The 18,728-nt window shown below is 66.2% G+C and carries 20 protein-coding genes and 1 pseudogene; 13 read left to right on the top strand and 8 right to left on the bottom strand.

Going from position 1 to position 18,728, the window contains the following annotated elements; translation table 11 throughout:
• Positions 1-7 precede the first annotated feature (7 nt).
• Together AR323_RS09795 and AR323_RS09790 are read right to left on the bottom strand one after the other, a co-directional pair.
• Complete coding sequence (locus AR323_RS09795) at positions 8-535, bottom strand: GNAT family N-acetyltransferase (protein ID WP_057883809.1); 528 nt, start codon at positions 533-535, stop codon at positions 8-10.
• 42 nt (positions 536-577) lie between these two features.
• Complete coding sequence (locus tag AR323_RS09790) at positions 578-1,762, bottom strand: PQQ-dependent sugar dehydrogenase (protein ID WP_057883808.1); 1,185 nt, start codon at positions 1,760-1,762, stop codon at positions 578-580.
• Here AR323_RS09790 and AR323_RS09785 point away from each other — a divergent pair.
• Positions 1,761-2,390: a ribonuclease HII gene (locus AR323_RS09785; protein WP_057883807.1), complete on the top strand. Its 630-nt coding sequence runs from the start codon at positions 1,761-1,763 to the stop codon at positions 2,388-2,390. The two genes, AR323_RS09790 and AR323_RS09785, sit on opposite strands and share 2 nt — an antisense overlap.
• Here AR323_RS09785 and AR323_RS09780 read toward each other — a convergent pair.
• Entirely contained in the window at positions 2,387-3,082 is a 696-nt protein-coding gene (locus AR323_RS09780; RefSeq protein ID WP_057883806.1) for a sulfotransferase family protein, read from the bottom strand. The two genes, AR323_RS09785 and AR323_RS09780, sit on opposite strands and share 4 nt — an antisense overlap.
• A 260-nt stretch (positions 3,083-3,342) precedes the next feature.
• Between AR323_RS09780 and AR323_RS09775 the strand changes: the two genes are divergently transcribed.
• Both AR323_RS09775 and folP read left to right on the top strand, forming a co-directional pair.
• Positions 3,343-4,479, top strand: a complete 1,137-nt coding sequence (locus AR323_RS09775) for a site-specific DNA-methyltransferase (RefSeq protein WP_057883805.1) — start codon at positions 3,343-3,345, stop codon at positions 4,477-4,479.
• 31 nt (positions 4,480-4,510) lie between these two features.
• The gene (folP, locus tag AR323_RS09770; RefSeq protein WP_057884098.1) at positions 4,511-5,623 is read left to right on the top strand and encodes a dihydropteroate synthase; all 1,113 of its coding nucleotides are present in this window, start codon (positions 4,511-4,513) and stop codon (positions 5,621-5,623) included.
• Positions 5,624-5,640: 17 nt separating this feature from the next.
• Here the strand turns inward: folP and AR323_RS09765 are convergent, their stop codons facing one another.
• Genes AR323_RS09765 through AR323_RS09755 form a run of 3 tightly spaced genes read right to left on the bottom strand, consistent with a single transcriptional unit; the run spans position 5,641 to position 8,411 of the window.
• Positions 5,641-6,150 carry a hemerythrin domain-containing protein gene (locus tag AR323_RS09765; protein ID WP_057883804.1) on the bottom strand — a complete coding sequence of 170 codons (510 nt, stop codon included), beginning with the start codon at positions 6,148-6,150 and terminating at the stop codon, positions 5,641-5,643.
• A 59-nt stretch (positions 6,151-6,209) separates the two neighbouring features.
• A complete protein-coding gene (locus tag AR323_RS09760; RefSeq protein WP_057883803.1) occupies positions 6,210-6,974 on the bottom strand; it encodes an SDR family NAD(P)-dependent oxidoreductase in 765 nt (254 codons plus the stop codon).
• Between the two features lie 18 nt (positions 6,975-6,992).
• On the bottom strand, positions 6,993-8,411 hold the full coding sequence (locus AR323_RS09755; protein WP_057883802.1) for a sigma-54-dependent transcriptional regulator: 1,419 nt from the start codon (positions 8,409-8,411) through the stop codon (positions 6,993-6,995).
• 145 nt (positions 8,412-8,556) lie between these two features.
• Here AR323_RS09755 and AR323_RS14445 point away from each other — a divergent pair, with 145 nt between their 5' ends.
• From AR323_RS14445 to AR323_RS09735, 5 genes are read left to right on the top strand one after another with little or no spacing between them, the layout of a single operon-like run.
• The gene (locus AR323_RS14445; RefSeq protein WP_083495356.1) at positions 8,557-8,682 is read left to right on the top strand and encodes an aa3-type cytochrome c oxidase subunit IV; all 126 of its coding nucleotides are present in this window, start codon (positions 8,557-8,559) and stop codon (positions 8,680-8,682) included.
• 11 nt (positions 8,683-8,693) lie between these two features.
• A complete protein-coding gene (locus tag AR323_RS09750; protein ID WP_057884097.1) occupies positions 8,694-9,824 on the top strand; it encodes an NAD(P) transhydrogenase subunit alpha in 1,131 nt (376 codons plus the stop codon).
• The gene (locus tag AR323_RS09745) at positions 9,821-10,195 is read left to right on the top strand and encodes a hypothetical protein (protein ID WP_057883801.1); all 375 of its coding nucleotides are present in this window, start codon (positions 9,821-9,823) and stop codon (positions 10,193-10,195) included. Before AR323_RS09750 ends, AR323_RS09745 begins: the two co-directional genes overlap by 4 nt.
• Complete coding sequence (locus AR323_RS09740) at positions 10,195-10,503, top strand: NAD(P) transhydrogenase subunit alpha (protein ID WP_057883800.1); 309 nt, start codon at positions 10,195-10,197, stop codon at positions 10,501-10,503. Before AR323_RS09745 ends, AR323_RS09740 begins: the two co-directional genes overlap by 1 nt.
• Complete coding sequence (locus AR323_RS09735; protein WP_057883799.1) at positions 10,500-12,062, top strand: NAD(P)(+) transhydrogenase (Re/Si-specific) subunit beta; 1,563 nt, start codon at positions 10,500-10,502, stop codon at positions 12,060-12,062. The genes AR323_RS09740 and AR323_RS09735 overlap by 4 nt, the downstream gene beginning before the upstream one ends.
• Positions 12,063-12,074: 12 nt before the next feature.
• Here the strand turns inward: AR323_RS09735 and AR323_RS15150 are convergent.
• Both AR323_RS15150 and AR323_RS09720 read right to left on the bottom strand, forming a co-directional pair.
• A pseudogene (locus AR323_RS15150) lies at positions 12,075-12,848 on the bottom strand (SDR family NAD(P)-dependent oxidoreductase).
• 129 nt (positions 12,849-12,977) lie between these two features.
• The gene (locus AR323_RS09720) at positions 12,978-13,343 is read right to left on the bottom strand and encodes a hypothetical protein (RefSeq protein WP_057883796.1); all 366 of its coding nucleotides are present in this window, start codon (positions 13,341-13,343) and stop codon (positions 12,978-12,980) included.
• A gap of 109 nt (positions 13,344-13,452) precedes the next feature.
• Between AR323_RS09720 and AR323_RS09715 the strand changes: the two genes are divergently transcribed.
• The 5 genes from AR323_RS09715 to AR323_RS09695 all read left to right on the top strand — a co-directional run bounded on the left by AR323_RS09715 (position 13,453) and on the right by AR323_RS09695 (position 18,608).
• Positions 13,453-14,649, top strand: coding sequence for a parallel beta-helix domain-containing protein (locus AR323_RS09715; protein WP_057883795.1), 1,197 nt, complete (start codon positions 13,453-13,455; stop codon positions 14,647-14,649).
• Positions 14,646-15,653, top strand: a complete 1,008-nt coding sequence (locus AR323_RS09710) for an SO2930 family diheme c-type cytochrome (RefSeq protein ID WP_057883794.1) — start codon at positions 14,646-14,648, stop codon at positions 15,651-15,653. Before AR323_RS09715 ends, AR323_RS09710 begins: the two co-directional genes overlap by 4 nt.
• On the top strand, positions 15,650-16,630 hold the full coding sequence (locus AR323_RS09705; RefSeq protein WP_057883793.1) for an alpha/beta fold hydrolase: 981 nt from the start codon (positions 15,650-15,652) through the stop codon (positions 16,628-16,630). Before AR323_RS09710 ends, AR323_RS09705 begins: the two co-directional genes overlap by 4 nt.
• 44 nt (positions 16,631-16,674) lie before the next feature.
• Complete coding sequence (locus AR323_RS09700; protein WP_057883792.1) at positions 16,675-17,370, top strand: aspartate/glutamate racemase family protein; 696 nt, start codon at positions 16,675-16,677, stop codon at positions 17,368-17,370.
• A 110-nt stretch (positions 17,371-17,480) separates the two neighbouring features.
• Positions 17,481-18,608: a S8 family serine peptidase gene (locus AR323_RS09695; RefSeq protein ID WP_083495354.1), complete on the top strand. Its 1,128-nt coding sequence runs from the start codon at positions 17,481-17,483 to the stop codon at positions 18,606-18,608.
• Positions 18,609-18,728: the final 120 nt, after the last annotated feature.

The raw sequence follows: 18,728 nt of genomic DNA, 5'->3' as shown, positions 1-18,728 counted from the left end.
AAGCGCGTCAGTTCGCCAAGTCGTGCCTGTCGCTCGGGAACCACGGGCCGAGCGAACCGTGCTTGGGCAGCACGGCAGAATTGGCGCACCGCACCAGCAGGCGCGCAGGGTCCCACGGCCCGGGACAGGTCCATCCGCGCGGCGCCTCGGCGAACCCGAACCGGCCATAATACGGTGCATCGCCGATCAGGACCTGGGGCAGGGCGGCCGCCGGATCGATCGCGCCGAGCGAGGCGGCCATCAGCGCCTTGCCGTATCCTTCGCCCTGGTGGCCCGGCATCACCGCGACCGGTCCCACCATCAGCAACGGATGCGCCTTGCCTTCCGGTGCGCGCAAGGCGACCGGCCAGACCTGGATAGAGCCCACCAGCCAGTCATCGTCGTCGAGGGCAGCGAAACTGAGCGCGGGCAACCACTCCACGCCCTCGCGGATGCGATACGACATACGCTGCCGGCGCTCGGGCTCGAACGCGGCATCGAGCAGTTGCTCGACCAGTTGCGGTTCTACCGCGGACAGGGGCACGATCGTCGGCATTGGGCGCGGGCCGATAGGGCCGCGCTTGCCGACTGTCGAGCGTTAACGCGTGGGTCGAATTTCCAGCAAGCGTCCGCCGGCCTTGTCTTCCAGCAGCCACAGCGCGCCGTCGGGGCCTTCGACCACTTCGCGAATGCGCCGATCCATCGGCACGCGAGCGACTTCGCGGCCCGTCGTGCCGTCGAACGCCACGCGGACCAGCGCGCTCGGCTTCATCGCGCCGATGATGGCCTGGCCCTTCCACTCGGGCCACAGCTTGCCCGAATAGATGACGAAGTCTCCCGGCGCGATGACGGGGTTCCAGCTGATCGCGGGCGCGGCGAATTCGGGCCGGGTCGAATGCGGCGGAATCTCGCGCCCATCATAGTGATCGCCTTCGGAGACCACGGGCCAGCCGTAATTCGCGCCCTTGCGGATCAGGTTGATCTCGTCGCCGCCGGCCGGTCCGTGTTCGATGTTCCACAGGCGCCCCTGGCCGTCGAACGCGATGCCCAGCGTGTTGCGGTGGCCATAGCTCCAGATGTCCTGCGCCTTGCCGGCCTGGCCCGCGAAAGCGTTGTCCGCGGCGGGGGTGCCATCGAGGTTGAGGCGGACGATCGAGCCAATGTTGTTCGACGTGTCCTGTGCCGGGTCCATCTTCTGCCGGTCGCCGCTGGCGACGAACAGGTGGCGGCCGTCCGGCGAAATGGCAATGCGGTGCGAATAGTGCCCGCGTCCGGTTACTTTCGGCTGGCGCCAGATGACCTGAAGGCCACTGATCGACGCGCTGCCTTCATTGATGGTGAGGACGCCGCGCCCCACCGCTGCCCCGCGCGTTTCGCCGTCACCCGCTTCCGCCCAGCTCAGATAGACCGGATAGCTGGAACCGCCGCCGCTCGCCGGGAGGAACGCGATATCGCCAAGGCCGCCCTGGCCGCCGTAGTCGACGGCCGGCGCACCCGAAACTTCCCGGATCGTACCATCGGGCCAGCGCAGCTTGATCTTCCCGCCCCGTTCGGTGATCGCAAGGTATTCGGTACCCGGAACGAACGCCGCGGCCCAAGCCTCGTCGAAAGTGCCGTGTTCTTTCGTCGAAAAATCGCGTGCGGTGCTGACCGCAGCAGCCGTCGACGGCGCCTGCGTTGAGCGCGCCTCGGCAGAGGTTTCCCCCGTTGCCTGGGCGCCGCAGCTTGTTGCAGCGAATGCGCTGATGGATATGAGGGCGAGAACGCTGGGTCTGTAGGTCATGTTGGCAGGAACACCTCAATTGGAGTTTGGGTCCGGCCCGATCGTAGTCGGGGTCGACGAGGCCGGGCGCGGTCCGCTCGCAGGGCCGGTTGTCGCCGCGGCGGTCGTGCTATGCAAGCCCCGTCCTGCGGGCCTCGACGATTCCAAGAAGCTGTGCGCAGCCACCCGCGCCGTGCTCGACCAGCGGGTCCGCCGCCGCTGCGCTTGGGCGGTCGGCGTGGTGGAGGTCGAGGATATCGACCGGCTCAACATCTTCGGCGCCACGATGCTGGCGATGACGCTCGCGGTAAGCCGCTTGGCGGAGGTGCTGGGCCGCGATCCCGACGACGTGCGGATCGACGGCAATCTCACGCCCCAGGGCAGACGCCCAGAATGGCGCTGGCCGGCGCGCCCCATCGTCGGCGGAGACGGCAAGGATCCGGCGATCGGCGCGGCGAGCATCGTCGCGAAGGAATGGCGCGACCGCCTGATGCGCGACTATGCGCAGGCGCATCCGCATTATGGCTGGGAGCGCAACAAGGGGTACGGCTCGCCCGAGCACCTCGCGGCCCTGCGCGAGCACGGCCCGTGCCCGCTCCATCGCCGCAGCTTCGCACCCGTGGCGCAGGCAGACCTGTTCGCCGCCTAGGCGAAGGCCTTAGCGCGCAATTCCTCGATATAGCGCCTGCCGAATTCCTCGGCGCTGATCGGATCGGAAGGTATCCCGCCCGCTTCCGCGTTCGCGTGCTGCAGTTCGTCGCGGCTGTTCACCCGCGGGAAGGATTGCGCGGGGACCGGCACTCCCAGAAAGCCGCACAGAGGCTCCCAGCCGTCGCGCGGGTGGAACACCAGCAACCGCTCTTCCGGCAAGCCGTCGATAACGCTCTGGTTCCGACGGACGTACCAGTCTGTCATGAAAGCGCGATCGGTGATGTCGCCGCCGCCGAAATGCGCGAATATGACCCCCTGCATCATGGCACCTGCGGGAGTTCCCTTCAGCCCGTCCTGCATCGCTTCGGAGAAGATCGTCTCGCTGACGGACTCGAACCAGCTATCGGGATCGCGAACCGTGAGCACGACTTTCGCTTGCGGATAATGATCCGCAAGCTCGCGCCAATAGCTGCAGGCCGGGTAATCGGTGGTGGACCGAAAGCCGCGAAAAACTTCCTCCCAATCCGGCCGCCCGGCCACCACATCGAGCCACAGCGGCAGCTGTCGCCGCGCGTCGGCGAAGACTTCGGACATATGGTGGCACGGACCGAACCCGAGATGTTCGAGCGCAAATTTGGTAGAGAATGTCGCATTTCGGCCCAGGCCGGCGCCGATCACTTCGATAGCCATGGTCGTTCCCCAAGCGACCCGTGGAGAAGCTGGACCCCGCGGGGGTGGGAGGCAAGGGAAAATCCGTCAGGCGAGTCTTCGCGGCAACACCGCAGGATATCGAGTCGCCGGATTCGCAGCAGACTCAACATCTTGTGCCGGACACCTTCTGTTCTCTCTAAACCACTGATGCCTGCGTGCGTCGGCGAAGAACTCCCCGCTTGACGCGGACTCTCCAAGGACTCACCCTGTGGATAAGTTGAATCAGGGGGAATGACGGGATGGGGGTCTTGGAGACCACGAAGGTCCGCGCGCGCCGCGCGCCGGAAGCGCAGCGGGTTCCGGTCGAGCTGCCCGTCGGACGCATCCTGGCGGGCGACTGCGTGGAGGCGATGCGGCGGCTGCCCGACGCCTCGATCGATCTCGTCTTCGCCGATCCGCCGTACAACCTTCAGCTCGGCGGCGACCTGGCGCGGCCCGACGGCAGCCATGTCGATGCGGTGACCGATCACTGGGACCAGTTCGCCAGCTTCAAGGCCTACGACGATTTCACTCGCGCCTGGCTGACCGAGGCGCGCCGGGTGCTGAAGCCCGATGGCGCGTTGTGGGTCATCGGCAGCTACCACAACATCTTCCGCGTCGGCGCGATCCTGCAGGACCTTGGGTTCTGGATCCTCAACGACGTGGTCTGGCGCAAGACCAACCCGATGCCCAATTTCAAGGGCACCCGCTTCACCAACGCGCACGAAACGCTGATCTGGGCGAGCCAGGGCGAAAAGAGCCGCTACCATTTCAATTACCGTGCGATGAAAACGCTCAATGATGAGCTGCAGATGCGCAGCGACTGGGTGATCCCGATCTGCGGCGGGCAGGAACGGCTCAAGGAAAACGGCCACAAGGCGCACCCGACGCAGAAGCCGGAGGCGCTGCTCTATCGGGTCCTGCTGGCGACGACCGAGAAGGGCGACGTCGTGCTCGACCCGTTCTTCGGCACCGGCACCACCGGCGCGGTCGCCAAACGGCTCGGCCGCGAATGGATCGGCTGCGAACGCGAGCCTGCCTATCGCGAAGTCGCGACCAAGCGCATCGAGAAGGAACTCCCGCTCGACGAAAGCGCGCTCGCCACGATGCAGTCGGCGCGCACCGCGCCCAAGGTGGCATTCGGCGCCGTGGTGGAGGCCGGCCTGCTGCCGCCGGGCACGCAGGTGTTCGACAAGCGCCGTCGGTGGACCGCGACCGTGCGGGCCGATGGATCGCTGGTCCACGAGAAGGCGACCGGATCGATCCACGGCCTCGGCAAGGAACTGCAGGGCGCACCAAGCTGCAACGGCTGGGCGTTCTGGCACTACGACGATGCGGGCGAGATCAAGCCGATCGATGCCGCGCGCCAGCTCTACCTGCTGAGCGTGGAGGATTGATGTCGTTCGCGGCATGGGCGATGGCCCGCGCATGACCGAACGACTGTATCTTTTCCCGATCGGACTTGCGGCCAATCCGCAAGGCGAGGACGGCGACGCCGTGCGGCTTGCTGGCGGACTCGTTTACGCGCATCGCTTCGCCGCGATCGTCAGGCGCGGGGGCAGGGTGGTGTCGAGCCAGCGCTTCACGCCCAGGGATGCTGCCGAGACCTTCGCCGGCCTGCCTGAAAGCCTCGGCGCCGAGGCGGAAGCGCAGTGGGCGAACCTGCGCATGGCGCATCCGCCGCTCCAGCTCGGCGAGCGGACGATCCGGCTCGATCAGCCGCAAGTGGCGGGGATCCTCAACGTCACGCCCGACAGCTTCTCGGACGGCGGCGCGTTTTTCGACCGACCGGAGGAAGGCGCTGCCCATGCGGCGCGGATGCTCGAAGCAGGGGCGGCCCTGGTCGATATCGGCGGCGAAAGCACCCGGCCGGGCGCGGCAGCGGTCTGGGAAGGCGACGAGATCGCGCGTGTGATTCCGGCCGTCGAATACTGCGCGGCTATGGGGGCCGCAATCAGCGTCGATACGCGGCGCGCGGCCGTACTGAACGCCGCGCTCGACGCCGGGGCGCACATGGCGAACGACGTATCCGCCTTGCGGCACGATCCGACGATGACGGAGCTGGTGGCGGCACGTGCGTGCCCGGTCGTGCTGATGCACGCGCCCGGAAACGGCGACGACCTGCACTCGGACGGCGATTACGACAATGTCGTTTTCGATGTGTTCGACTGGCTCGCGGGCCGGCGGGACGAGGCGATCGCGGCCGGCATCCCGCGGGACAGGATCGTCCTCGATCCGGGTATCGGGTTCGGCAAGACCCTTGGCGACAACCTGGCGATCGTGAACGCGCTTGCGCTGTTCCACGCACTCGGGCAGCCGCTGATGTTCGGCGCCAGCCGCAAACGGATGATCGGCGCATTGTCGGGCGAGGTCGCCGCGCACGAACGGTTGGGCGGAAGCATCGCGCTCGCCGTGAAGGCCATGGACGCCGGGTTCCAGCTCATCCGCGTCCACGATGTCGCCGAGACGGTTCAGGCGCGCAATGTGTGGCGCGGCCTTCGCGATGCGGCCCTGACCGATTTCTCGATGCTGGCGGAGTAACCCCCGGCCGGTCCTGCCTAGTCGTTCTTCTCGATGTAGGTTTCGGGGTCCTTCACCTTGCGCTCGTAGTCGTCCTCGTGCGCGGACTGGAAGGCGAGGTACTGGATCGCGAGTTCGACGCGGGTCTTGAGCGGAACGGTGCGGCGGAAATCGGTGAGGCCCTGCCGCTCCTCCTCGCTCATGTGCGACGAGTTGTTGCAGTTGCACTGGTCGACCCAGTGCCACCACATTTCCGAGCCCGGCTTGTGGCGCATGGCTTCTTCCGCGGCGATGGCGATCTTGTTGTGATCGTCGATCGCGTCTTCGGTGGTCTCTTCCGCGCTGTCTGAATCGAGCGCGCCTTTGCCCTTCTTGAGCAGGGTGGGGTAGAAGAACCGCTCCTCCGCCTCGGCATGGGCTTCCAGATAGTTCTTCAGCTTGGTGAAGATCTTGCCGAGCGCGTCGGGATCGTCCTTCGCCTCGTCCAGCGCGGAAAACATCATGCGCTGGCGCGCGTGGTCGGCGTAGATGCAGTCGACGATATCCACCGTGAAACCCCTGTTCCGTTTGCTCTGCTCGTGAACGGCGTGGGGGCCTAGCGGTTCCGCTAGAGCGAGTACCCGCCGTCGGTGTTCAGCACCACGCCGGTGACATTGGCTGACATGTCGCTCAGCAAGTATCCGATATCGCAGGCGATTTCGTCGGCCGTGGCAAATCGCCCGCGCGGGGTCGTTCCGCCCATCGCGGCGATGGCGGCCTCCCGCCCGTGGGCGGCGACCGCCTCGCGAAATGCCTCACCCGATTCCCAGATCGCCGTATCGACGCCGCCGGGAGCGACCGCATTGACGCGGATGCCGAGCGCGGCGTTTTCCGCCGCGGCGATCCGCGCCATGTGCGCGACGCCTGCCTTGGCGACGCCATAGGCGCCGATGCCCGCCACCGGCTTGATCGCGGTGATCGAGCTCGTCACGACCGCAGACCCTTTGCCGTTGGCGCGCATCAATCGAAGGGAAGCAGCCAGGGTCAGGAATGCGCCGTCGAGGTTGACCGCCATGACCCGGCGCCAGTCCTCGAACGATTGTTCGGCAATCTGCCCGCCGCTGCCGATCCCGGCGTTCACGACGGCATGGTCGAGCTTGTCCGCAAGCCGCTCGAACCCGCCCCAGAACTGGGGATCGGACACGTCGTGAATATGGGCGTGGACCGTGCAGGCGAGGTCGAGCGCCTCGATCCCGTCGGCCTTTATGTCGACCAGGTGGAGCGTTGCGATGCCGTGCGCGTCGAGCCAGCGGGCAACGGCGGCGCCGATGCCGGAGCCTGCGCCGGTGACGAGGGCGGAGCGCCCGCCGAAATCGAGTTTGGGTTCGGTCATGCCCGCCCGCTAGGGCGGTCAGGCGGCGTTGTCGATCCCGAGATCGCCGAGCTTGCGATAGAGCGTGGAGCGCCCGATCCCGAGGCGTCGTGCCACTTCGGTCATCCGTCCGCGATAGTGCCCGATCGCAAGGCGGATCACGTCGGCCTCGATGTCTTCCAGGCTGCGCAGGTTCCCGTCCTCGGTATAGAGCATCACGCCGACGCCATCCTGCTTGGGGTCGCGGCTCTCGACCGTTTCGCCCAGCATTTCGGAGAGCTGCGGAAAGCTGTCCGACGTAAGCGCGTCGCCGTCGCAGAACACCGCGGCGCGGAACAGGACCGCCTGGAGCTGGCGCACGTTGCCCGGCCAGTCGAACGCGGCAAGCAGCGCCAGCGCCCCGTCGGTGATCGTCAGGCTCCGCAGGCCGGGCTGCTCGCCGATCCGGGTTAGGAAGTGGCGGGCGAGGGCCTGGATGTCGCCGGTCCGCTCGCGCAATGGCGGCAGGGCGATCGTGGTCGCGGCAAGCTGGGCGTGCAGTTCGGGGTGGAAGTACCCGGCATGGCCCAGCGAATTGAGCGGCAGGTTGCTGGCCGAAATGACCCGCAGGTCGATCTTGAACCCGTGGCGGGCGCCGATCGGCCGGACGACACCGGTCGCGAGAACCTCGGCAAGCCGTTCCTGCACGTCCATCGACAGGCGGTCGACCTCGTCCAGCACGAGCGTGCCTCCGTCGCATTGCTGGATCGCGCCGACCTGCCGTTCGAAGGCGCCGGGAAAGGCGTTCTGCTCGTGCCCGAACAGCACCGATTCGATCGAATTGGCAGGCACCGCACGCGCATTGATCAGCCGGAACGGGGCCTTCGCGCGCGGACTGGCCGCGTGCATCGCGCGCACCAGCATTTCCTTGCCGGTGCCGGTCTCGCCCTCGATCAGGACATTGCCGTGGCCGCGCGCGGACTTGGCCGCCTTGGCGAGCGCGGCGCGGAAATTCGGTGCGGTGCCGATCATCGCGTCGAAATCGAGGACCTGGCCGAGCTTTTCGGTGAGCGGCTGGAGTTCGTCGCGCGGGGCCTCGCGCTTGGACGCGGTGCGCAGCGCCTGCATCAGCCGGTCGGGCGCGACGGGCTTGATCATGTAATCGGTGGCGCCGGCCCGCATCGCCTCGACCGCCAGAAGCGGGGACGCGCTCGCCGTGAGCATCAGGATCGGCAGCGCCGGTCGGCGCGCCTTGAGTTCCTCTATCAGCCGGCAAGCTTCGTCGCCCGGCACCCATTGGTCGAGGATGATCGCGGACAGCTGCATCCCCTGGCGGGTGCCCAGCGTAGCGATCGCGGTCTCGGAATCGCTTACCACGATGGTGCGCCAACCCTCGCGCGCGGCAAGCGCGGAGATCAACCGGCTCTGCGCCGGTTCGTCGTCGATCAGCATCAGCAAGCGGTTGTCGCCGTCGTTCATCGTCCCACGAGTCCCATCCCGAAACAGACCGACCCAATAGGGGACAGGTGTAAAGGTCCGCTTAAGACAGGATGCAGGCTTGAGCGTGCGAGCGGGTCACGATAGGACACTCACGAAATACCAATCCTGAGGTGTGAGAATTATCATGGCAACCGGCAACGACTTGAAAGCGCACGAAGGCACTTACGGCGGTTTCATCAGCCTGCTGAAGTGGTCCGTCCCGATCCTGGCGATAATCACCCTGCTGGTCGTCGTAGCCATCGCCGAGTGACCGCCATCCCCCTGCGGATCGCAGTTCTCAAGGAAACCGCGCCGGGCGAGACCCGCGTGGCCCTGACACCCGAAACGGCGAAGAAGTTCATCGCCCTGGGTGCGAACGTCGCGATCGAAAGCGGGGCCGGGATTGCGGCGAGCATCCCCGACGCGGCATATGCCGAAGCGGGCGCCGAGGTCGGACCCGCCGCGCAGGTGGTCACGGGCGCCGATATCGTCATGGCCGTGCAGGCGCCGGACCCGGCGACGCTTGCTGCAGCTAGTCCCGGCGCGTGGGTCGCGGCGACGTTCGATCCGTTCGGCCGCAAGGATCGCGTAGATTGCTACGCCAGGGCCGGACTCGAGGCGCTGGCTATGGAATTCATGCCGCGCATCACCCGCGCACAGTCGATGGACGTGCTGTCGAGCCAGTCGAACCTTGCAGGCTACAAGGCGGTACTGGCCGCTGCCGACGCCTATGGCCGCGCATTCCCGATGATGATGACGGCGGCCGGCACGGTGCAGGCCGCAAAGGTCTTCGTCATGGGCGTCGGCGTAGCGGGCCTGCAGGCGATCGCGACCGCGCGGCGGCTCGGCGCGCAGGTTTCGGCAACCGACGTGCGTTCGGCGACGAAAGAGCAGATTTCATCACTCGGAGCGAAGCCGATATTCGTCGAATCCGTCGCCGGGATCGAGGGCGAGGGCGCTGGCGGCTATGCCACCGAGATGTCCGAAGAATACCAGAAAGCGCAGGCCGAACTGGTCTCCGGTCATATCGCCAAGCAGGATATCGTCATCACGACCGCGCTCATTCCCGGCCGCGCCGCACCGCGCCTGGTGTCCGACGCGCAGATCGCGACGATGAAGCCCGGCAGCGTCATCTACGATCTTGCCGTGGCGCAGGGGGGCAACGTCGAGGGTTCGGTCGCCGACCAGGTCACCGAAAAACACGGCGTCAAGATCATCGGCTACTCGAACACGCCCGCGACGCTCCCCGCCGACGCCTCGGCCCTCTACGCCCGCAACCTGTTCAATTTCCTCTCCGCTTTCTGGGACAAAGAGGCCGGCAAGCCCATTCTCGACGAGGAAATCGGCGACGCGGTGCGGCTGACGCGGGGCGGACAGATCGTCAACGACCGTCTGCGGCCAGACCCGACTTGAAGGGCGAATTGATCTCGGCCGGCAAGCGCGAAGCGGATAAGGCGCTGGCGCTGCAAGAAGCCGTCGACCGCCAGATCGCCCCAGGCGAGGTGATCCTGCACCAGCAGGATGACGGCAAGGAGCACATCGCGGTGACCGACCGGAGGCTCGTGATCACGAAGGTCGGCAAGTGGCTGGGCGAACGATCGGAATCGATACCGCTGGCCGCGATCACCGGCCTTTCGACCCATCTCAACGACGGCAAGGTGATCCTGTTGCAGATCGCCGTTCCCGGCCGCTCGATGGGTGAAATTGCGCTTGGCGGCGATGACCTGTCGCAAGTCATGGCCGCACTCGTCACCGCGCTGCCCAGCTATGGAGGGGCCCGATAGTGGACTTCATCTCGATCCTGTCGATCTTCGTGCTGGCCTGCTTCGTGGGCTATTACGTGGTCTGGTCGGTCACCCCGGCGCTGCACACACCGCTGATGGCGGTGACCAATGCGATCTCCTCGGTGATCGTTGTGGGCGCCCTTATCGCGGCGGCGGCGGCAGGTAGTCCGAGTGCCAAGTGGCTCGGCCTGCTGGCGGTCGCGCTGGCGAGCGTGAACATCTTCGGCGGCTTCGCCGTGACGGCGCGGATGCTCGCGATGTACAAGAAGAAGGACAAGCCCGCGCCCGTGCCGGAGAAGAAGGCGTGAGCGTTCTCCCCGCCGACCGGGTGACCGACTTGTCGATCGCCGCCGATGCGGCCCATGCCGTGAACCCGTGGGTGGCGCTGGCCTATCTCGCGGCGGGCGTGCTGTTCATCCTGGCGTTGCGCGGCCTGTCGTCGCCGGCGACGAGCCAGCGGGGCAACCGCTTCGGCATGGCGGGCATGCTGATCGCGGTGGTGACGACGCTGGTCACGAATTTCCCATGGATAGACCCAAACAACTGTCCTCAGCCTGTAACCACAGATGGGGCGACCTTCACATTCGATCCCTGCGGCACGGTATACGGGCCTGACTGGGCGACTGGCCTAGAAATCCTCGCCGCAATCGCCATCGGCGGCGCGGTCGGCTGGATCATTGCGCGGCGCATCGCGATGACCGCGATGCCGCAGCTCGTCGCCGCGTTCCACTCGCTCGTCGGCCTCGCCGCAGTGCTCGTCGCAGTAGCCGCGTTCCTCAATCCCGGTGCGTTCGGCATACTCGGCTTGGACGGCAATATCCTCGCCGTCAGCCGGGTCGAGATGGCGCTGGGCGCAGCGATCGGGGCAATCACCTTCTCTGGCTCGGTGATCGCCTTCGCCAAATTGAACGGCAACATGAGCGGCGCACCGATACTGCTGCCGGGGCGGCACGTGATCAACCTTGGCACGCTGGTGGCGATCCTCGGTGCCACCGCGCTCTATGCCCTGTCGAACGACGCCGGTGCGGGCGAGGGGTGGCTGTTCTGGGCACTGCTCGCCGCGGCCTTCGTGATCGGTTTCCTCCTGATCATCCCGATCGGCGGGGCGGACATGCCGGTCGTGGTGTCGATGCTGAACAGCTATTCCGGCTGGGCCGCGGCGGCGATGGGCTTCACGCTGCACAACACCGCGATGATCGTCACCGGCGCGCTGGTCGGCAGTTCGGGCGCGATCCTCAGCTACATCATGTGTCGCGCGATGAACCGCAGCTTCATCAGCGTGATCGCGGGCGGCTTCGGCGCCGATGCGGCCGTCGCGGGCGAGGCGCGGGAGCAGCGCCCCTACAAAACCGGCAGCGCGGCCGACGCGGCGTTCATGCTCGAACAGGCGGAAAAGGTCATCATCATCCCGGGCTACGGCATGGCGGTCGCGCAGGCGCAGCACGCGCTGCGCGAAATGACCGACGTGCTCGAGGAAAAGGGTGTCGAGGTGAAGTTCGCCATCCACCCGGTCGCCGGGCGGATGCCGGGGCATATGAACGTGCTGCTGGCCGAAGCGCAGGTGCCCTATGACAAGGTGTTCGAGCTGGAGGACATCAACTCGGAATTCGCGCAGGCCGACGTCGCGTTCATCATCGGCGCGAATGACGTGGTGAACCCGGCGGCCAAGACAGACAAGACCTCACCCATCTACGGGATGCCGGTGTTCGACGTCGACAAGGCAAAACAGGTCTTCTTCATCAAGCGCAGCATGGGCGGCGTCGGTTATGCGGGCGTCGACAACGACGTATTCTACATGGACCAGACGATGATGCTGCTCGCCGACGCGAAGAAGATGGTCGAGGATATCGTCAAGGCGTTCGACTAGCCCCGCCGCTTCTCAGTACAGCCGCGAGTGATCGCCGCCCTGGACCGGGATGGCGGCCCCGCTGACGAAGCTCGCCTTGTCCGACAGCAGGAACTCGATCGCGTCGGCGACAACGTGGCTTTCGGCGATCTTGCCCGTCGCGGTATAGCGCTCGAGCAGCTTCTCGAAGAGCGCAGGCTCGGCTTCGGCATAGGGATCGACCATTTCCGAATGGCAGTAGCCCGGGCAGATCGCGTTCACCCGGATGTTCTGGCGGGCGTAATCGATTGCGGCGGTCTTGGTCAGGCCGATCACGCCCCATTTGCTGGCGACATAGCCGCAGTTGCCGATGTCGCCGCCGTTCTATCCGTAGGCGGACGAGATGTTCACGATCGACCCGCCTCCGCTGGCGAGCATGGCGGGAATCTGCGCGCGCATGCTCATGAATACCCCGGTGAGGTTGGTATCGATCACGCTTTGCCAGTCGTCGTCGCTGAACTCGGCGACCGGAATGAAGACACCTCCGGTCACGCCGGCGTTGTTGACCGCCCCGTCGAGGCGCCTCCAGCGACCGAGGGTTTGTGCGACCATCGCATCCACGTCGGCCTGAACGGTGACGTCGGCCTTCACGAACAGCCCTTCGCCCCCGGCAGCTTCGATCCGATCGACCACGGCTTGCCCTTGCTCGAGGCGCCGTCCGGTAATGGCCACCTTGGCGCCCTTGGCGGCAAGTTGCACGGCCGCCGTCGCTCCGAGCCCGGAGGTTGCGCCGGTTATCAGGAATACTTTGCCGCTGAAGTCGGACATCGCGTGCACCATCTACTTGCTCGATGGCGCGATGCCATGGAGCGGGGTGCGAACCCTGCGCCCGGGTCAGCATCCGCCTAGTCAGGGACGGCCGCAAGCGGAAAATCGGCGCGGGGGCTAGGCGCGGGCTCAGGTCCCCTTCAGCGTGGGGGTACCTCCGTTGAGAGCGAAGTCGCCGAACGCGAATTTGCACGCGTCGAACCCGGTCCAGACGATCGGCGTCTCATCGCCCTCGAAGGTCAGCCGCACGTCGTAACGGCAGACCTTGGGGTCTTTGTCGAAATGGACGGTGTAATCGTCGCCCGGCTTGATGGTCTTCGCGCCGAAGTCCTCGTCGCGCTTGTCCTTTTTCCAGTCGGCGGCGCCGGCCTGGGAGACCTCGACAAGTTTGATCGTCTTGCCGGTCTTGTTGACGAGCACGAAATCCCAATCCTCGGCCAGAGCGGGGGTTGCGATCGCCATCAGCATCCCCCCCGCAAGCAACTTGATGCGCATGGCATTTGCTCCCGGTGCTGTAACCCGCTGAGGATGCGCCGTGAAATCGAGTCGCGCAAGTATCATGGCGCGGATTGACTTACAGTCCTGTCAGCAGCAGGTTTCTCGCATGAGGATGACCTGTCTTGCAGCGCTGGCTCTCGCCGGCGCCGCTTCACCCCTTGCCGCCGCCACGCACGAGGTCGCCGCCGGCGACGGTGCCCAGACCCGGCTGCAGGAGGCCCTGATCCTCGCCCAACCGGGTGACGAGGTCGTGCTGGGTGCCGGTCGTTTCGCGATAGGTGACGGTCTCAGCCTCGATGTGGACCGGGTCACAGTGCGCGGGGCGGGGATGGATGCCACGATCCTGGACTTCACCGGCCAGGCAGGCTCGGGCGAGGGCCTCCTCGTGACCAGCGACGGCGTGACGCTGCGCGACTTCGCGATCGAGAATCCCAAGGGCGACGGGATCAAGTCCAAGGGCGCGGACGATATCGTCTATCACCGCGTGCGTGTGACGTGGACGGGCGGGCCGCTCGCCACCAACGGCGCATACGGGATCTACCCGGTCGAAAGCACCAACGTGCTGATCGACGGGGTGCAGGTGTCGGGAGCCTCCGACGCGGGCATCTATGTGGGGCAGAGCCGCAAGATCACCGTCCGCAATTCGGTCGCCCAGGCGAACGTCGCCGGGATCGAGATCGAGAACAGCCGCGATGCGCTGGTCGAGGCGAACCTGGTGACCCGCAACACCGGCGGAATCCTTGTGTTCGACCTGCCGAGCCTGCCGGTGATGGGCGGGGGCAACGTGCTCGTCCGCGACAACCTGGTCGTGGACAACGATACGCCCAACTTCGCGCCCCCGGGCAATATCGTGGCGGGTGTACGCCGCGGCACCGGCATCATGGTCATGGCCAACGACGCGGTGACCGTCGAGCAGAACACGATCATGGGTAATCCCACCTCGGGCGTGATGGTGGTCGCCTATCCGCTCGCGTTCGAAGACGCGCGCTACAACCCCTATCCGCGCAAGGTGGCCATCGGTCCCAACCGGGTGAGCGGCAACGGAACCGAGCCGCAGATCGGCGGCGGGGACCAGCTCGTCGCGGCATTCGGCGGCGCTCTGCCGCCGGTCATGTGGGACGGGCTGGGCGAAGGTGCGATCACGGTCCATCCTTCGATGACCGGGTGGACCCTCGCATTAACCGCGCAGGGGCAGGGTCCCGACGACGCGACGCCTGCGCCGGCCACGTTCGCCGCCTACGTCGACGCGGTCGATCGCGGCGCAGTCGGATCCTCGCCGGAGCTTGACGCGCGTCTGAAATGATCCGCCCGGTCGCCATCCTGCTTGCGGGTGCGCTGGCATTCGCCGGTGCGCTTGCGGTGCGTGCGCAACCGACCGCGACCGTCGACGCGGCGACCGTCGTGGCTGACGGGATGCCGCGCAATCTATCGGCTTTCGGCTTCTTCGCCGATGGGTCGGGGCAAGTGCCGGTGCGGGGGGTCGTGCCTTATCGGTTGAACACTCCGCTCTATTCCGACGGGGCTGAGAAACTGCGCTTCGTCTATGTGCCTCCCGGCCAGCAAGCCAAGGCAGGCGGAGAGGGTCTGCTCGACCTGCCGGTGGGGTCCGCCCTGATCAAGACGTTTGCGTTCACCGAGGGTGGCAAGCGCCGCCTGATCGAAACCCGGTTGCTGCTTCACCGCGCCGAGGGCTGGGTCGCACTGCCCTACCTATGGAACGCCGAGCAGACCGAGGCAACGCTGGCGCTGGCAGGGGCACGCGTGGCCGCGATTACGCCTGCGGGCGAAGCGATCGATTACCGTGTGCCCAACAAGAACCAGTGCAAGGAATGTCACGGCCTCAATGGCGCGGTGGTGCCGATCGGGCCGAAGGCGCGCAATCTGTCGCGCTCATGGCTCGCGGATTTCGCCGACGCAGGCCATCTCGACAAGGTGCCCGACGTGTCCATGAGCCTACCTGTGTGGGAGGCGCGCAATGCGGCTCCTGTGGAGGCAGTCGCCCGCGCCTACCTCGATGTGAATTGCGCCCACTGCCACCGGCCCGGCGCGACCGCTTCGAACTCCGGACTGGATCTGCGGTGGGAGCAGGGCGATCCCAAGGCGCTGGGTGTGATGAAGCGACCCGTCGCCGCGGGTCGCGGGGCGGGAGCGCACCTCTTCGACGTCGTGCCCGGCAAACCCGGGGAATCTATCATGACCTATCGTATGAAAAGCCTCGAGGGCGGGGTCGCGATGCCGGAGCTTGGCAAGTCCACCGTCGACCGGGAGGGCGTCGAAGCGGTCGAACGCTGGATCGCCGGTCTGTGAAGCGTCTGCTTAGGATCGTCGGCATCCTTGTGGCGCTACTCGTGGTTGCGTTTCTCGTGGCGCGCACGCCGGATACCGACGCGGCGGAAATGCGCGCCAAGTACGGCGCGCCGCCATCGCAATTCGTGAAATTGCCGGACGGTCGCACGATTCACCTCCGAGACGAAGGACCGCGCGATGCACCGGCCATTATACTGCTGCACGGATCGAACGCGGACCTGCACACCTGGCAGGCCTGGGTCGATGGACTGAAGGCGGATTACCGTGTGATCCGCTACGACCAGCGCGGACATGGCCTGACGGGGGCGGCGCCCGACCGTGACTACCGGACCGAGCGTTTCGCCGAGGATATCGGCGCGGTCGCCGATGTGCTTGGCCTCGACCGCTTTGTCCTCGCGGGCAACTCGATGGGCGGGGCGATCGCCGCCCGCTATGCGATGGATCACCCGGAGCGGTTGATCGGCCTTGCGCTCGTCGATGCCGGCGGCGCGCCGGTCAAGCGCGAGGGCGGCGGCAACCTCGCCTTCACGCTCGCGCGAATTCCGGGCGTCAATCGGCTCGCCTTCGAGATCATGCCCCGCTCGATCATTGAAAAAAGTCTGACTCAGAGCGTTGCGCGCGAGGAGGTGGTCACCCCCGCGGTCGTCGATCGGTACTGGGAACTGGCGCGCTATCCCGGGAACCGCACGGCGACGCTCGACCGCTTCGGCGTGGGACAGATGTTCTCGCCGCAACAGGTCGCGGCGATAGACGTGCTGACGCTGGTGATGTGGGGAGAGGAGGACTCGCTCATCCCGTTCTCGGCCGCAGGCTGGTATATGGACCACCTGCCTGCCGCGAAGCTGGTGAGCTATCCGGGCATCGGTCACCTACCCATGGAGGAATCGCCCGAGCGTAGCCTGGCGGACTTGCGCGCATGGCTATCGGGTCTTTCCCCCGATCCCGCACTCCCAGTCGCTGGACGCGACGCCACCTGACACGCTAGCCCTCCAGCTTAGGTTCGTCGGAGGGAGACTACCAGTTGCGCAAGTTGGGGATGATCGGGGGAATGAGCTGGGCCTCGACCCGCGATTACTACGAGCTGATCAACCGCGCGGTGCAGCGCAAGGTTGCGCCTGAAGCCAGCGCGCCGCTCCTGATCGAAAGCCTCGACTTCTCGGCCCTACGCGCGATCGAAGACGATTCCGGTTGGGATCACGCCGCCGACGTCCTGTCCGAAAGCGCCCGGCGGCTCGTCGATGCCGGCGCGGGCGCATTGGTCATCTGCGCCAACTCGATGCACAAGGTCTATGACCGGGTGGCCGATGCCGCGGGGGTTCCGGTGCTGCACATCGCCGATTGCGTAGGGCGCGAGATGCAGGCGGCGGGCATCAAGAGCGCCGCACTGGTCGGAACCCGCAACGTCATGACCGAGAGCTTCTACCGCCGCAGGCTGGTGAGCTATGGGGTCGATCTCGTTCCGCCCGACATGGAGCAGGTCGAGGTCATCGACCGGATCATCTACGACGAATTGATGCGTGGAAAGGCGACCCGTGAGGCGGAGCGCACCATGAAGACCTGGATCACGCTGAAGGAGCGCGCCGGGGCCGAGGCGATCGTGCTTGCCTGCACCGAGTTGTCGATGATCGTCGATGTAGATGCCAACGTCTTGCCGATCTTCGATTCGACCCGCGCCCATTGCCGGGCAGCGGTCGAATGGCTCATTTCGGACCAATAGTTACGGCGCTGCGCCGAACTGTGGAGTTACCTGCCGGGTAACGTACTTTTCCTAGTCCAATCGGTCGCAATTGAGGCATTCTCCCGTTTCCTTTTGAGGGAGGGACTACAATGCACAACCGGGTTGCCGGCCGCCTTGCGGCCGTGGGTATTGCCGCACTGGCGATGGGGATTGCCGCCACGCCGGCCCATGCCGAGAAAATCGCGAATTCCTATATCTGCGTCTTCAAGAACGACCGAGTCGCAAAGAACGATGTTCCGGGCCGAGCCAATGCCGCCGCCAAGGCGCAGGGCGGGGCGGTGAAGCATATCTACCGCAACACGATCCGCGGCTTTTCCGCCAATATGAGCGAGCAGGCAGTCACCGCCATGCGCCGTGCAAACCCGTCGATTGCCTATTGCGAGCAAGACCAGGTGGTCACGCTCGGACCGATCCGGGCCGAAGCGCGTCCGGGCGGCGGGGGAACCCAGCCCGCCCAGACGACACCTTGGGGCATCACGCGCGTCGGCGGGTTTGCAGACGGCACAGGCAAGAGGGCATGGATCATCGATAGCGGGATCGACGGTAGCCATCCTGATCTGAACGTCGATACGGCGCGCAGCAAGGACTTCACCGGATCGCGCAGCGGCTGGAAGGACGAAAGCGGTCATGGCACGCACGTTGCCGGAACCGTTGCTGCAAAGAACAATTCGGTCGGGGTCGTGGGCGTGGCCGCAGGTGCCTCGGTCGTCGCGGTGCGTGTGCTCGATCGCCGCGGTTCGGGCTCGTACTCAGGCGTGATTGCGGGCGTCGAATATGTCGCATCCAATGCGGGTGCGGGCGATGTTGCCAACATGAGCCTCGGCGGACCGGTCTCGCAAGCGCTCGACGATGCGGTAATCGCCGCCGGCGCCAAGCTGGCGATGGTCCTCGCGGCCGGCAACGAAAGCGATAACGCCGCCAACCATTCGCCGGCTCGTGCCGGCGGGGTCAGCAAGACCGACAGGGTTTATGCTGTGTCGGCCAGCACGCAGACCAACGCCCTTGCCAGCTTCTCCAATTACGGCCTCGGCGTCGAATGGGCGGAGCCGGGCGTCGGCATCCCGTCGACGTACAAGGACGGTGGCTACGCCTCGCTCAGCGGGACTTCGATGGCGGCGCCGCACCTAGCGGGCATCCTGTTGCTCGGAGCGCCCAAGATCGGCGGGACGATCAGCGGAGATAGGGACTCCAGCCCTGATCCGATCGGGGTTCGCTGAACGCTCCCATATTAGCTAAGGCACTCAGAGCGGGCCGCGCGTCGAAACGATGCGCGGACCGTTTTATCGGGCGGAAGCGCGGTGTTCCGCTCCTGTTCCCGTTGCCCGCGTGCACCGCGC

It is taken from the genome of Tsuneonella troitsensis, from assembly GCF_001441535.1.
GTDB lineage: Bacteria > Pseudomonadota > Alphaproteobacteria > Sphingomonadales > Sphingomonadaceae > Tsuneonella > Tsuneonella troitsensis.
The sequence above is the reverse complement of the archived record's forward strand: the minus strand, read 5'-3'. Positions and strand labels throughout refer to the sequence as shown.

Coding starts and splice junctions, on each gene's coding strand:
- AR323_RS09775 (WP_057883805.1), top strand. CDS start 3,343: ATGGGGGTCTTGGAGACCACGAAGGTCCGCGCGCGCCGCGCGCCGGAA.
- AR323_RS09710 (WP_057883794.1), top strand. CDS start 14,646: ATGATCCGCCCGGTCGCCATCCTGCTTGCGGGTGCGCTGGCATTCGCC.
- AR323_RS09790 (WP_057883808.1), bottom strand. CDS start 1,762: ATGACCTACAGACCCAGCGTTCTCGCCCTCATATCCATCAGCGCATTC.
- AR323_RS09795 (WP_057883809.1), bottom strand. CDS start 535: ATGCCGACGATCGTGCCCCTGTCCGCGGTAGAACCGCAACTGGTCGAG.
- AR323_RS09755 (WP_057883802.1), bottom strand. CDS start 8,411: ATGAACGACGGCGACAACCGCTTGCTGATGCTGATCGACGACGAACCG.
- AR323_RS09780 (WP_057883806.1), bottom strand. CDS start 3,082: ATGGCTATCGAAGTGATCGGCGCCGGCCTGGGCCGAAATGCGACATTC.
- AR323_RS09785 (WP_057883807.1), top strand. CDS start 1,761: ATGTTGGCAGGAACACCTCAATTGGAGTTTGGGTCCGGCCCGATCGTA.
- AR323_RS09715 (WP_057883795.1), top strand. CDS start 13,453: ATGAGGATGACCTGTCTTGCAGCGCTGGCTCTCGCCGGCGCCGCTTCA.
- AR323_RS14445 (WP_083495356.1), top strand. CDS start 8,557: ATGGCAACCGGCAACGACTTGAAAGCGCACGAAGGCACTTACGGCGGT.
- AR323_RS09720 (WP_057883796.1), bottom strand. CDS start 13,343: ATGCGCATCAAGTTGCTTGCGGGGGGGATGCTGATGGCGATCGCAACC.
- AR323_RS09760 (WP_057883803.1), bottom strand. CDS start 6,974: ATGACCGAACCCAAACTCGATTTCGGCGGGCGCTCCGCCCTCGTCACC.
- folP (WP_057884098.1), top strand. CDS start 4,511: ATGACCGAACGACTGTATCTTTTCCCGATCGGACTTGCGGCCAATCCG.
- AR323_RS09695 (WP_083495354.1), top strand. CDS start 17,481: ATGCACAACCGGGTTGCCGGCCGCCTTGCGGCCGTGGGTATTGCCGCA.